General features: G+C 67.2%; 13 protein-coding genes. 7 read left to right on the top strand and 6 right to left on the bottom strand.

What is annotated here, in order from left to right; translation table 11 throughout:
• Positions 1–4 precede the first annotated feature (4 nt).
• Together astD and GJ693_RS09590 are read left to right on the top strand one after the other, a co-directional pair.
• Complete coding sequence (gene astD, locus GJ693_RS09585; protein WP_235902789.1) at positions 5–1,342, top strand: succinylglutamate-semialdehyde dehydrogenase; 1,338 nt, start codon at positions 5–7, stop codon at positions 1,340–1,342.
• On the top strand, positions 1,339–2,601 hold the full coding sequence (locus tag GJ693_RS09590; protein ID WP_156256089.1) for an N-succinylarginine dihydrolase: 1,263 nt from the start codon (positions 1,339–1,341) through the stop codon (positions 2,599–2,601). Before astD ends, GJ693_RS09590 begins: the two co-directional genes overlap by 4 nt.
• Here the strand turns inward: GJ693_RS09590 and GJ693_RS09595 are convergent.
• The 3 genes from GJ693_RS09595 to GJ693_RS09605 form a co-directional block, all read right to left on the bottom strand.
• The gene (locus GJ693_RS09595; RefSeq protein WP_197042083.1) at positions 2,591–3,133 is read right to left on the bottom strand and encodes a TetR/AcrR family transcriptional regulator; all 543 of its coding nucleotides are present in this window, start codon (positions 3,131–3,133) and stop codon (positions 2,591–2,593) included. The genes GJ693_RS09590 and GJ693_RS09595 overlap by 11 nt on opposite strands.
• Entirely contained in the window at positions 3,123–3,575 is a 453-nt protein-coding gene (locus GJ693_RS09600; protein WP_156256091.1) for a DUF4442 domain-containing protein, read from the bottom strand. Before GJ693_RS09600 ends, GJ693_RS09595 begins: the two co-directional genes overlap by 11 nt.
• Positions 3,576–3,682: 107 nt before the next feature.
• The gene (locus GJ693_RS09605; protein ID WP_156256092.1) at positions 3,683–5,134 is read right to left on the bottom strand and encodes an AMP nucleosidase; all 1,452 of its coding nucleotides are present in this window, start codon (positions 5,132–5,134) and stop codon (positions 3,683–3,685) included.
• Between the two features lie 54 nt (positions 5,135–5,188).
• On the opposite strand from GJ693_RS09605, the gene GJ693_RS09610 reads away from it, so the two are divergent.
• The 3 genes from GJ693_RS09610 to GJ693_RS09620 all read left to right on the top strand — a co-directional run bounded on the left by GJ693_RS09610 (position 5,189) and on the right by GJ693_RS09620 (position 7,517).
• On the top strand, positions 5,189–6,337 hold the full coding sequence (locus GJ693_RS09610; protein WP_156256093.1) for an acyl-CoA dehydrogenase family protein: 1,149 nt from the start codon (positions 5,189–5,191) through the stop codon (positions 6,335–6,337).
• Positions 6,338–6,510: 173 nt separating this feature from the next.
• Entirely contained in the window at positions 6,511–7,047 is a 537-nt protein-coding gene (locus GJ693_RS17500) for a PEPxxWA-CTERM sorting domain-containing protein (protein WP_235902787.1), read from the top strand.
• 86 nt (positions 7,048–7,133) lie between these two features.
• On the top strand, positions 7,134–7,517 hold the full coding sequence (locus GJ693_RS09620) for a DUF423 domain-containing protein (protein WP_156256094.1): 384 nt from the start codon (positions 7,134–7,136) through the stop codon (positions 7,515–7,517).
• Positions 7,518–7,553: 36 nt separating this feature from the next.
• Here GJ693_RS09620 and GJ693_RS09625 read toward each other — a convergent pair whose 3' ends face one another.
• Together GJ693_RS09625 and GJ693_RS09630 are read right to left on the bottom strand one after the other, a co-directional pair.
• Positions 7,554–8,330, bottom strand: coding sequence for a class II aldolase/adducin family protein (locus tag GJ693_RS09625; RefSeq protein WP_156256095.1), 777 nt, complete (start codon positions 8,328–8,330; stop codon positions 7,554–7,556).
• 25 nt (positions 8,331–8,355) lie between these two features.
• Positions 8,356–8,526, bottom strand: a complete 171-nt coding sequence (locus tag GJ693_RS09630) for a DUF2256 domain-containing protein (RefSeq protein ID WP_156256096.1) — start codon at positions 8,524–8,526, stop codon at positions 8,356–8,358.
• Positions 8,527–8,596: 70 nt separating this feature from the next.
• On the opposite strand from GJ693_RS09630, the gene GJ693_RS09635 reads away from it, so the two are divergent.
• Positions 8,597–10,207: an alkaline phosphatase D family protein gene (locus GJ693_RS09635; RefSeq protein ID WP_197042084.1), complete on the top strand. Its 1,611-nt coding sequence runs from the start codon at positions 8,597–8,599 to the stop codon at positions 10,205–10,207.
• A gap of 20 nt (positions 10,208–10,227) precedes the next feature.
• Positions 10,228–11,160, top strand: coding sequence for an alpha/beta hydrolase family protein (locus tag GJ693_RS09640; RefSeq protein WP_156256098.1), 933 nt, complete (start codon positions 10,228–10,230; stop codon positions 11,158–11,160).
• A 4-nt stretch (positions 11,161–11,164) separates the two neighbouring features.
• Here the strand turns inward: GJ693_RS09640 and aroB are convergent.
• Positions 11,165–12,193: 3-dehydroquinate synthase (gene aroB, locus GJ693_RS09645; RefSeq protein ID WP_156256099.1), on the bottom strand; the 1,029-nt coding region annotated here is incomplete at its 5' end.

Raw genomic sequence — 12,193 nt, forward strand, 5'->3', positions numbered from 1 at the left:
GCCGGTGGGCGGCGTGGCGGCGGCGGTTGCGCGTGCCCGCGCGGCTGCACCGGGCTGGGCGCGCACGCCGCTCGATCAGCGCATCGCCCTTTGCCGCGCCTTCAAGGCGGCGGTGGACGCCGAAGCCGACGCCTTTGCGCGCCTGATCGCGCGCGAGACCGGCAAGCCGCTGTGGGAAACCCGCACCGAAGTCGCCAGCGTGGCGGCCAAGGTGGAGATTTCGATCCAGGCGCAGGCCGAGCGCGCCGGCGAGAAGGGCGGTGAAGCCGGCGGCGTGAAGCAGTTGCTGCGCCACAAGCCACACGGCGTGCTGGCGGTGCTCGGGCCCTATAATTTCCCAGCCCACCTGCCCAATGGCCATATCGTGCCGGCACTGCTCGCCGGCAATGTGATCGTCTTCAAGCCGTCGGAACAAACGCCGGCGGTGGCCGAGATGATGGCCAGCCTGTGGGCGAAGGCCGGCCTGCCGGAAGGTGTGCTGAACCTCGTCCACGGCGGCGGCGACGTGGGCCGCGAACTGGCCGGCGCCGAGATTGACGGGCTGCTGTTCACCGGCTCGGCGCACGTTGGCGCGGCGCTGGCGCGGCAGTTTGCGGAGACGCCGCACCGCATCCTGGCGCTGGAAATGGGCGGCAACAATCCGCTGGTGGCCTGGGATGTTGACGATATCGACGCGGCGGCGGCCACTGTGGTGCAATCGGCTTTCCTGTCGGCCGGCCAGCGCTGCACCAACGCGCGCCGGCTGATCCTGAAGGATGGCGACGACCGGCTGGTCGAGGCGGTGCTGGCGCTGGCGGACCGGCTGATCGTTGGCGGTCCGTTTGATGAGCCGCAGCCGTTCATGGGGCCGGTGATTTCCAACGCTGCCGCCGATAGACTGGAGCGCGGCTGGGCACAGCTGCAGGCGGCCGGTGGCAAGCTGCTGCGCCCGTTGCTGCGCGTGGCAGCCGACCGGCCGTTCCTCTCCCCAGCCGTGATCGACATGTCCGGCCATGCGCCGTCCGACGATGAATTGTTCGGCCCCGTGCTGCAGATCGTGCGCGTGCCCGATTGGGATGCGGCCATTGCCGCCGCCAACGCCACGCGCTTTGGCCTGGCAGCGGGCCTGATCGGCGGCGATGCGGCGCGCTTCGATGATTTCTGGGCGCGGTCGCGCGCCGGCATTGTCAACTGGAACCGGCCGACCAACGGTGCGTCCTCCGCCGCGCCGTTCGGCGGCATCGGGGCGAGCGGCAACCACCGGCCCAGCGCCTATTACGCCGCCGATTATTGCGCTTTCCCGGTGGCAACGCTCGCCACCGATACGCTGGCCGGCAGCATCACCACGGGCCTTCGTTCATGATCCGCGAGATCAACTTCGATGGCCTGATCGGGCCGAGCCACAATTATGCGGCACTATCGCTGGGGAACCTCGCCAGCGCGAAGCATGGCGGGGCCACGTCACGCCCGCGCGCGGCGGCGTTGCAGGGCATCGCCAAGATGCGCTTCGTGATGGGAATGGGGCTCACCCAGGGCTTCCTGCTGCCGCTGGATCGGCCGAATGTGGGCTTCCTGCGCGCCATGGGGTTCTCTGGCACCGACGAACAGGTGATCGCCCGCGCCGCCGCCGAAGACCCGCGCCTGTTTGCGACTGCGGCCTCGGCCAGCAGTATGTGGACGGCCAACGCCGCCACCGTCTCGCCGGCGCCCGACACGGCGGACGGTCGCTGCCACATCAGCGCCGCCAACCTGTCGCGCATGGCCCATCGCAGCATCGAGCATCCCGAAACCCACGCGCAGCTGTCCATCGCCTTTGCCGATCCGGCCTTCGCGGTGCATTCGGCGCTGCCGGCCGCGTTTGGCGATGAGGGCGCCGCCAATTTCATGCGGCTGTGCGCCAGCCATGATGCGCCAGGCCTCGAAATCTTTGTTTATGGCGAGGAAGGGGGCCGCTTCCCTGCCCGCCAGAACCGCCGCGCCTCCGAAGCCATCGCGCGTCGCCACGGCGTTTCGAACGCGCTGTTCGTGGCGCAGAGCCAGACCGCCATCGATGCTGGCGCCTTCCACAATGACGTGGTGGCGGTGGCCAATGGCAATGTGCTGTTCGCCCACGAGCAGGCCTTTGCCGATGCCGCAGCCCTGAAAGCCGACATCGCGCGGCTGATGCCCGACGCCATCTATGTCGAGGTGCCGGCCAACGCGGTCAGTCTTGAGGACTCAATCAAGTCCTACCTGTTCAACAGCCAATTGCTCACCCTGCCCGATGGCAGCATGGCGCTGGTGCTGCCCAAGGAAGCCGAGGAAACGCCGAGCGTGAAGGCGTATCTCGCGGCGCTGGTGGCGGGGAACGGCCCGATCCGCGCGGCGCATTTCGTCGATGTGCGCGAATCCATGCAGAACGGCGGCGGCCCGGCGTGTCTGCGGCTGCGGGTGGTCGCCGATCCGGCGCGGGTCGATGCCCGTTTCCTGCTCGATGTTGCCAAGGCTGACCGGCTGGAGCGGCTGGTCGAGCGCTGGTGGCCGGAAGCCATTGGCGCAGCCGACATGACCAACCCGGACCTGTGGCGCGATGTGAAGGCGGCGCGGGCGGCCCTGCTGGCGGAGGTTGTCGTCAGCCTTTGAGGCCGGCGATGGCGAGCAGTTCGGCGATGAAGCCGGCATCATCGCGGCCGCGCAACACGCCGCCGCCGTGCAGCGCCAGGCCGCCGTGGACCAGCATCCAGTAGCGCATCACTTGGCGGCGACCAGTGTCGGCATCGCTCGCACCAGGCGCCAGCACGGCCAGCGCCACGCCAATCAGAAAATCAGCGGCGGCGCGCAGATCAGGGTTGCGCTCAAAGGCCGAATAAGGCTGGGCCATCATCAGCTGATAGAGGCGAGGCCGGGCCAGGGCGAAGCGGGCATAGGCGGTGATGAAGGCGGCGACGCTGTCGGCATCGGCCGTCGCCGCTGCCAGCTGACGGAAGCCGGCTGCGGCCAGCTGGGCGAGCAGCCCGGCGCGATCACCGAAATGATTATAGAGCGCCCGGTGCGCGACACCAAGCTGTCCGGCCAGCTGGCGCATGCTGAAATCCGGGTCCGTCTCGATCATCCGCTCGGCCTCGGCCAAGGCGGCGGCCTTCAGATCACCGTGATGATAGGCCTCACGCGGCATGGGCCGGCTGCGAGACATGCCAGGTCACCTGCATGGCGGCGACGTCGCGGCCGCTGTCGTCGCTCATGCTGACGTCGACCGCAAAGCTCACCTTGCCGTCGGCGTCGAGCCGTTCGAGCAGCGCGTCGGCCGGGGTGTCGCAGCGTGCGGTGGCAGTGATGCGACCACGGGCAATGCGGGCATAGCGGATGCCGGCATCGGCGGTGACCGGCCGCACCTGGCCGAGGCGGGCGGCGAACAGGCCGACCATGGCGGCGCCCGAAGCGGCCTCGCCAAGCGTGAACAGCGCGCCTGCGTGCTGGCTGCCGATATGGTTGATGCTGGTGGGGCTTTGCTCCAGCGCCGCCTCGGCCGTGCCGGTGCCAATCGACAAGATGGCAACACCGGTGTGGCTGGCAAAGGGCACGCTGCGGTTCAGCTGGTCACGAATCAGGTCGAGCATGGGGGATCTCCGATGTATCCACTGGATACATATGCGGGAAGCATGATGAAGGCAAGGCCTGCAGTGTGGGTGAGATCTGGCTGCGGCGAGCGGATTTGGCGCGCGCGTCAGCGGAACGGCGGCTCGTCAAACGCGCGCAATTTCCGCGAATGCAGCGCCGGCCCCTCATCGCGCAGAATCATCATGGCTTCGATGCCGACCTGCAGATGCTCCGAAATCGCGCCTTCATAGAAACGATTGGCCTGGCCGGGCAGCTTGATCTCGCCGTGCAGCGGCTTGTCGGAAACGCACAGGAAGGTGCCGTACGGCACGCGGAAGCGGTAGCCTTGGGCGGCGATGGTGGCGGATTCCATGTCGATGGCCACCGCGCGGCTCTGGTTGAAGCGCAGCGAGCTTTGCGAATAGCGCAGTTCCCAGTTGCGATCGTCCGTCGTGACCACGGTGCCGGTGCGCAAACGGGGCTTCAGCGCGTCGCCGGTCATGCCGGTCACCTTCTCGGTGGCCTGGCTCAGGGCCTTTTGCACTTCGGAAAGCGCCGGGATCGGGATTTCCGGCGGCAGCACATCGTCCATCACGTGATCATCGCGCAAATAGGCGTGGGCCAGCACATAATCGCCGATGGCCTGGCTTGGGCGCAGGCCGCCGCAGTGGCCGATCATCAGCCAGGCTTCGGGGCGCAGCACGGCAAGGTGATCGCAGATCGTCTTGGCGTTGGCCGGGCCGACCCCGATGTTGACCAACGTGATGCCCTTGCCGCCCGGCGCCACCAGGTGCCAGGCCGGCATCTGGTTCTTGCGCCAGGCGAAATCGGCGGCGGCCATGTCGGCATCCGGGTTGGCCGCGGTGATGTCCAGCCCGCCGGGGCAGGCCAGCCGCTTATAGCCCCCACGCCCCTCTGGCCCCAACTGACGGCAGGCCCAGCGCACGAATTCATCGACATAGCGGTGATAGTTGGTGAGCAGGATATAATGCTGGAAATCCTCCGGCGCGGTGCCGGTGTAGTGCTTCAACCGCGCGAGGCTGAAATCGGTGCGCGGGCCGTCGAACAGGGCGAGCGGGCGGGTCTCGGCGCGGGCATCGTCCCACAGGCCGTCGGCCAGCTCGTCGCCGATCTGCTGCAGTTCGGTGGTCGGGAAATGCCGGGCCAGTTCGGCGGCGGCCACAGTTTCCAGCTTCAGCTCGGTCGCGCCGTCGAGCACATAGGGATAGGGGATCTCCACTTCGGAACGGCCGACGGTTACGGCCACGTCGTAATCCGCCATCAGCAGGCCCAATTGCTCTTCGAGATAGGCGCGGTACATGGCCGGGCGGGTGATGGTGGTGGCGTAGGAGCCAGGGCGATTGAGCCGGGCAAAGGCGCGGATCGGCCGCAGCGCCCGGCGCTCACCGGAAAATTCCAGGCGCAGTTCCGGATAGGCCCAGTCGCCGCGCACCCGGCTGGAGCCATCGGGGGCAACGCCATCGTTGATGAAGCTTTTGAGTGCATCGCGCAGGGCGGCGACGGACTGGGTGTGGATGTCGATCAGCTGATCGACGATGGTGGCGGGGGCAAGATTCATCGCCTGCCAATGCCACGAATTGCGTTACGGTTTCCACCCCCGTAGAGACGCGGCATGAGCCAGTTTGATCTCACCGACGACCAGAAGGCCATTCAGGAGGTGGCGCGGCGCTTCACGGCCGAGGCCATCACCCCCCACGCCGCGCGCTGGGATGAAGCGCATCATTACCCGAAGGACGTGGTGCAGGCCGCCGCCGCCCTGGGCTTTGGCGCCATCTATGTGAGCGAGGCCGCGGGCGGCATCGGGCTGGGCCGATTGGAAGCCGCGCTGATCATGGAGGCGATGGCGCACGGCTGCCCGTCGACCAGTGCCTTCATCTCCATCCACAACATGGCGGCGTGGATGATCGATTGTTTCGGCAGCGACGGGGTGAAGGCGAAATATCTGCCGGGTCTCGTTTCGATGGACCAGATCGCCAGTTACTGCCTGACCGAGCCGGGTTCGGGTTCGGACGCGGCGGCGCTGAAGACGCGGGCGGTCAGGGAAGGCGATCATTATGTGGTGACCGGATCAAAGGCGTTCATCTCCGGCGGCGGCGTCAATGATCTCTATGTCACCATGGTGCGCACCGGAGGTGACGGGCCGAAGGGCATCAGCTGCCTGGTCATCGAGAAGGACATGGCGGGCGTCTCCTTTGGCGCGCAGGAGCGCAAGATGGGCTGGCGCTCGCAGCCGACGGCGCAGGTGAATTTCGATGGCGTGCGCGTGCCGGTGGAAAATCTGGTCGGCGAGGAAGGCCAGGGTTTTGCCATCGCCATGGCCGGGCTGGACGGCGGGCGGCTCAACATCGGCGCGTGCAGCCTGGGTGGCGGCCAGCGTGCGCTGGATGAGGCGATTGCCTATACGCGCCAGCGCCAGCAGTTCGGGCGCGCGATTGCCGATTTCCAGGCCACCCAGTTCAAGCTGGCCGACATGGCAACCGATCTCGCGGCGGCGCGGGCGCTGCTCTACCAGGCCGCGGTGAAGGTGACCGAGGGCGCGCATGACAAGACGATGTTTGCCGCCATGGCCAAGCGCTTTGCCACCGATGCCGGGATGTCGATCGTCGATCGCGGCCTGCAGCTGTTTGGCGGCTATGGCTATCTGATGGATTTCCCGATGGAAAAACTGTTCCGCGATCTGCGCGTGCATCAGATCCTGGAAGGCACCAACGAGATCATGCGCGTCATCACCGCGCGTGAATTGATGCGGCATTCGAACTGAGGCCAAACTGTAAGCCGTGGTTTACAGGCCGGCCAACCGCGCGGCCGGGATGTTGGCCAATGCATTGAAATATAAGCCTTAATTTTCAGAAACCTTATTGGCACGGCGTTTGCAAATTCATTCGCGCAGCGGCGGGCAATCGCTCCGCTGCATGACGCAATGAGGGCAAACGAATGACGTTTACGCATATCCTGGCTGGTGCCACTCTGGCGCTGCTGGCCGTTCCGGCTTCGGCCGCTTTCACACTCAACAACAGCCAGGGCGGGGACGGTTATGTGATCGTCAACAGCCCGTCGAGTTTTACCGTTTATGGTGGCAACGACAGCACCGGCAACAATATCACCAGCTATGGCACGGTGGCGACCATCGCCCAGCTGGTCAGTGGCTTGTGGAGCTATCGTTCGGATGACGTCGATGGCTCGGCCTATGACCCGGCCGGCTATTTCATCAACGGCGGCCTGTTCCAGCTGACGGTCGATCTGCCCAATCCGGCACTGCAGGGCGGCAGCTTCTCGTTCAGCGTCAATCCCGGCGACACCTATGGCTTTTACGTGCGGACCACGGATGGCCAGCTGGGCCGCGGCCAGATCACGGCCGACATCACGCCGGGCGGCGTGCCCGAACCGGCGAGCTGGGCGATGCTGATCGCCGGCTTTGGCCTGGTCGGCGCCGTTGCGCGCCAGCGCCGGACGGCCCGCGTCGCGGCCTGAACCAGCGCCTTCACCGGCATGACAAGGCCCCCGCGCAGCAGGCGCGGGGGCTTTTCTTTTCGGTGGGACACGGCAATGTGCCGGGCATGACCACATCACCCCGCTATCTGCCGGCCTTTGCCTGTCTCAATGCGCTGATCGCGCTCGCCTTCGGCACTTTTGCCGCGCACGGCGTGAAAGACCCGCAGGCACGCGACTGGATCATGACCGGCGTGATGTTCCAGCTGCCGCACGTGGCCGTGGTGTTCGGCCTGCTCGGCTGGCGCAATTCGCCTTGGGTGCATTCCGGCGCCTGGGCGGTGAGCGTGGGCAGCTTCATCTTCGCGATGGACCTGAACCTGCTCGCCATGGGCGCGCCCAAGTGGGTCGCGGCACTCGCCCCGGCCGGCGGCACCGCGATGATGTTCGGCTGGCTGTGGCTGGCGGTAATCGCCATTGCCGGGGACGCGTTGAAGCGGTTCGAGGGTTAAGCTCCCTTCCCGCACGCGGGAGGAGAGCAGAGGGCCTCAATCCCGGAAGCTGGGATCGATCCGGTCAAGCTTGCGCAGCAGTGCCGGCCAGGCCAGCATGTTGCCGACGATCTTCAGCCCGTCGCGGCCCTGGTTGGCGGCCTTTTCCGGCGTGCCCTGCGGCGGGTGGTTGATCAACTCCTGGCCGCCGGCCAACGCCAGGCACTGGGCCTCGCAGGCGCGTTCGAGGAAATACATCTTGATGAAGGCCTCGGCCACGGTGCTGCCCACGGTCAGCGTGCCGTGGTTCCTGAGGATCATCGCCGTCTTGGTCGCGCCCAGGTCTTCCACCAGCCGTTCGCGTTCGTCGAGGTCGGTCGCGACGCCTTCATAGTGATGGTAGGTCAGCTCGTCGCGGATCAGCATCGCGGTCTGGGTCAGCGGCATCAGCCCTTCGGCGTGGGCGGACACCGCCTGGCCGTGCGGCGTGTGCAGGTGGATGACGGCATGGGCATCCTCGCGCGCCATGTGGATGGCCGAATGGATGGTGAAGCCGGCCGGGTTGGTGAGATAGGGCGTTTCCATCACCGGATGGCCCTCGACGTCGATCTTGACGAGGCTCGACGCCGTGATCTCGTCGAACATCAGATTATAGGGGTTGATCAGGAAATGATGCTCCGGCCCCGGCACCCGCACGCTGAGGTGGGTGAAGATCAGATCGTCCCAGCCATAATGCGCGACCAGGCGATAGGCGGCGGCGAGATCGACGCGCAGTGCCCATTCCTCGGCCGAAACCTGGTCCTTCACACTTGGCGTCTTCAGTTGCGTGGCCATGGCGATTCCCTCCCCGTCCTTGCGGTCATATTGTCGTGCCGGCGCGTGCCCGTCCATAGGCACCGCTGCGGCAGGCGTCGGAACAGTATCGCACATTTTCCCAGTCGCGCGCCCATTTCTTCCGCCAGCTGAACGGGCGGCCACAGGCGGCGCAATCCTTGGCGGGCAGGTCGGCCTTTTTCTGCATTTTGGGCATGGCGAGGAAGCACCTTCAAACTGTCACGAATCCGGGCTTAATGGCGCGCAGAGATAAAGGGGAATCAGCCATGCGTCCTGCCATCGATCGTCGCGCCTTCCTGGCGGCCAGTTCGGCCGGCCTGTTGCTGCCGGTGCGGCCGGCGCTGGCCCGGCTGTGGCCGATCAGCGGTTTCACCCACGGCGTCGCCTCCAGCTACGGCGCCGGCGATGCAGTGATCCTGTGGACGCGCTATGCCAGCGTGACGGGCTCGGCGACGCCGGTAAAGCTGGAGGTGGCCGAGGATGACGGCTTCAGCCGGGTGATCGCCCGCGCCGAGGCGGTGACCGGGCCGGAGAGCTGGGGCACGGTGCAGCTGCCGGTGACCGGTCTGCCGGCGGGCAAGTGGCTCTGGTATCGCTTCACCGCGCCTGATGGCACGCAATCGCCGATTGGCCGCACCAAGACGCTGCCGCAGGGCCGGCTCGATGCGCTGAAGCTGGGGGTGTTCTCCTGCTCCAACCGGCCGTTCGGTTATTTCAATGCCTATGCCCATGCCGCGGCGCGCGATGATCTCGATGCGGTCATCCACCTCGGCGACTATTTCTATGAATACAAGCTCGGCACTTATCCTGACGCGCCGATGCCGGGCCGCGAGATCTTGCCGGTCGATGAGCTGCTGATGATCGATGATTATCGCCAGCGTTATGCCAGCTATCGCACCGATCCTGCCTTGCAGGCCCTGCACGCGCGCTATCCGATGATCGCCATCTGGGACGATCATGAATTCGCCAACGACAGCTGGAAGGGCGGCGCCGAAAATCACCAGCCCGATGAGGGCGTGTGGGAATTGCGCAAGGCCGCGGCGCGGAAAGCCCACCACGAATGGCTGATGTCGCCCGAGGTGCCGTGGCAGCGCCATGATTTCGGCAATCTGGTTTCGGTGATCACGCTCGACACCCGCATCAGCGGCCGCGACCACCAGCTCAACCTGGCCGCCGCGCTGAAAGGTGGCGCCGAGGGGTTGAAGGCCTTCCAGTCCGGCGAATGGCAGAACCCGGCGCGCACGCTGCTTGGTGGCGAGCAGGAGGCCTGGTTCGCCGGCGAGATCGCTGCAGCCGTGAAGGCCGGCCAGCGCTGGCAGCTGATCGCGCAGCAGCTGGTGATGGGCGACATCATGACGCCCAAGGACGCGCTGTCGTGGCTGGCGCCCAATGCCGATGCGCGCGCCCAGGGCTATGTGAAGGGTGGCATCGCCGCGGCGCAAGCCGGCATTCCCGGCGCGCAGGACATGTGGTCAGGCTATCCGCAGGCGCGTCGGCGGCTGCTCAAAGCCATGGCCGATGCCGGCGCCGATCCGATCGTGATTTCGGGGGACAGCCACAATGCCTGGGCCTTCAACCACAGCCTGGACGGCAAGCCGGTCGCGGCTGAATTTGCCGGCCAATCGGTGACCTCGCCGGGTTATGAATGGGCCTTGGCCGCTGATCCGGCGGTGATCCGCGCCGGTGTGATCCAGAGCTCGCCGGGCCTCCAGTGGTGCGACACCAGCCGGCGCGGCTATCTCACCCTGTCGTTCAGCCCCAATGAAACGCGCTGCGACTGGGTGTTCATGGAGACGATCAAGGCCGCGTCCACCGCCACCAGCACCGGCCAGGCCGCCGTGGTGAAGCGCGGCAAACGGAAGCTGACGCTGGCCTGACAAGGCGTTAGGGTGCGCGCGTGAAGTCCGCGCTGGCCCTTCTTGCCCTGTTGATTGCTGCTCCGGCGGCGGCCGTGCAGTGTGACGCGATCTGGCGCGATGGCCCGCGCGGGCGCGATCTGCCGGTGCGCATCGATCTGCCCGACGGCAAGGCAAAGCTGCCGGCCGTGATCTGGTCACCGGGCCTGGGCGGCATACGCAGCAACGCGTCGCGCTGGGTGGCGGCGTGGAATGCGGCCGGCATCGCCGTCGTCCGGCTCGAACATCCCGGCAGTGATGCCGCCGTCTATCGCGGTGCCGCCACCCCGGCCGAGCGCGAGGCCCGGGTGCGGGCCGGCATCGCGCCGGAACAATTGCTGGCGCGTGTCGCCGATGTCGGCTTCGTCGCTGACGAACTGGCGCGGCGGCCACGCGAGGGCGCGTGTGACCTGACCCGGATCGACGAGGACCGGCTGGCGCTGGCCGGGCACAGCATGGGGGCCTGGGTGGTGCAGGCCATGGCCGGCCAGCATCCCGATGGCGAGCATCCGCTGCTGATCGATCGCCGTTTCCGCGCCTTCATCGCGATGAGCAGCACCGGTCCGACCGATGCGGTGGCAGCGCGGGCGCAGTTCGGCGGCATCGGCCGGCCCCTGCTGGTGATCACCGGCAGTCGCGATGGTGTGCCGGCCAACGCCTCACCCGAAGCGATTGCCGACACGCGCGCCAGGCGGCTCAGCCTGTTCGTCGGCGCGTCGGCCGATGGCCGCAAGGCGCTGGCCGATTTCGATGGCGCCGATCACCTGCTGTTTGCCGGCGACACGCGGAAATTGCCGGCCGATACCCAGATCCAGACCCGCGTCGCCGCGATCACCACCCTTTGGTGGCGCCAGTGGCTGCTCGGCGATGCCCGCGCCGGCAAGGCGCTGGCCAAACCGCCGCTGGCAAAGGCGGATCAGTGGGTGCGCAAGTAGCGGTTCAGCCGGCCAATTGTTCGGCCAGGAACGCCTCGACCTCGGCCAGTTCGACATCGCGCGACACGAAGCTCTGGCCGATGCTGCGGGCGAGGATGAAGGCGAGGCGGCCGGCGGCCATCTTCTTGTCCTGCTTCATATGCTCAACCAACCGCGCGGCCGTGCAATCGAGGCCCAGTGCCGCCGGCTCGATGGTGAAGCCGAGCCCGCTGAGATGGGCTGCGACCCGCTGCGCATCGGCCTGCGGGCACAGGCCCAGGCGGGCGGACAGGCGGAACGCCTGCACCATGCCGAGCGCCACCGCCTCGCCGTGCAGCAATCGGCTGGAGAAGCCGGTTTCAGCCTCGAAGGCGTGGCCAAAGGTGTGGCCCAGATTCAGGAGCGCGCGGATGTCGCCGGTCTCGCGCTCGTCGGCGGCGACGACGGCGGCCTTGGCGCGGCAGCTGTGGGCGATGGCGTGGATCTGCGCGGCCGCATCGCCGTCCAGCACGGCGGCGCCATTCGCCTCGCACCAGGCGAAGAAATCGGCATCATTGATCAGGCCGTATTTCACCACCTCGGCATAGCCGGCCATCACTTCACGGCGCGGCAGGGTGGCGAGCACGGCGGGATCGATCAGCACGGCGACCGGCTGGTGGAAGGCGCCGACGAGATTCTTGCCGGCGTGCGCATTGATCGCGGTCTTGCCGCCCACCGATGAATCGACCTGACTGAGCAAGGTGGTCGGCACCTGCACGAAGCGGCAGCCGCGGCGCAGGATCGAGCAGGCAAAGCCGACGAGATCGCCGATCACGCCGCCGCCCAGCGCGACGACCGCATCGCTGCGTTCGACACCGAGCTCGAGCAGGCGTTCGACGACCAGTTGCAGATGCGCCCAGTCCTTTGTTGCCTCGCCGGCCGGCAGCACGACCGGCTCGATGCGGATGCCGGGCAGGCCGGCGGCCAGCGTGTCGAGGTGCAGGGCCGCCACGGTCGCGTCGGTCACCACCACCAGGCGGCCACCGCGCGCGAACGGCTCCAGCACCGGGGCGGC

Source organism: Sandarakinorhabdus oryzae, from assembly GCF_009733735.1.
GTDB lineage: Bacteria > Pseudomonadota > Alphaproteobacteria > Sphingomonadales > Sphingomonadaceae > Sandarakinorhabdus > Sandarakinorhabdus oryzae.

Bases quoted from the DNA above. Each gene is read 5' to 3' on its own strand.
- GJ693_RS09590 (WP_156256089.1), top strand. From the start codon at position 1,339: ATGATCCGCGAGATCAACTTCGATGGCCTGATCGGGCCGAGCCACAAT.
- GJ693_RS09595 (WP_197042083.1), bottom strand. From the start codon at position 3,133: ATGCCGCGTGAGGCCTATCATCACGGTGATCTGAAGGCCGCCGCCTTG.
- GJ693_RS09600 (WP_156256091.1), bottom strand. From the start codon at position 3,575: ATGCTCGACCTGATTCGTGACCAGCTGAACCGCAGCGTGCCCTTTGCC.
- GJ693_RS09605 (WP_156256092.1), bottom strand. From the start codon at position 5,134: ATGAATCTTGCCCCCGCCACCATCGTCGATCAGCTGATCGACATCCAC.
- GJ693_RS09610 (WP_156256093.1), top strand. From the start codon at position 5,189: ATGAGCCAGTTTGATCTCACCGACGACCAGAAGGCCATTCAGGAGGTG.
- GJ693_RS17500 (WP_235902787.1), top strand. From the start codon at position 6,511: ATGACGTTTACGCATATCCTGGCTGGTGCCACTCTGGCGCTGCTGGCC.
- GJ693_RS09620 (WP_156256094.1), top strand. From the start codon at position 7,134: ATGACCACATCACCCCGCTATCTGCCGGCCTTTGCCTGTCTCAATGCG.
- GJ693_RS09625 (WP_156256095.1), bottom strand. From the start codon at position 8,330: ATGGCCACGCAACTGAAGACGCCAAGTGTGAAGGACCAGGTTTCGGCC.
- GJ693_RS09630 (WP_156256096.1), bottom strand. From the start codon at position 8,526: ATGCCCAAAATGCAGAAAAAGGCCGACCTGCCCGCCAAGGATTGCGCC.
- GJ693_RS09635 (WP_197042084.1), top strand. From the start codon at position 8,597: ATGCGTCCTGCCATCGATCGTCGCGCCTTCCTGGCGGCCAGTTCGGCC.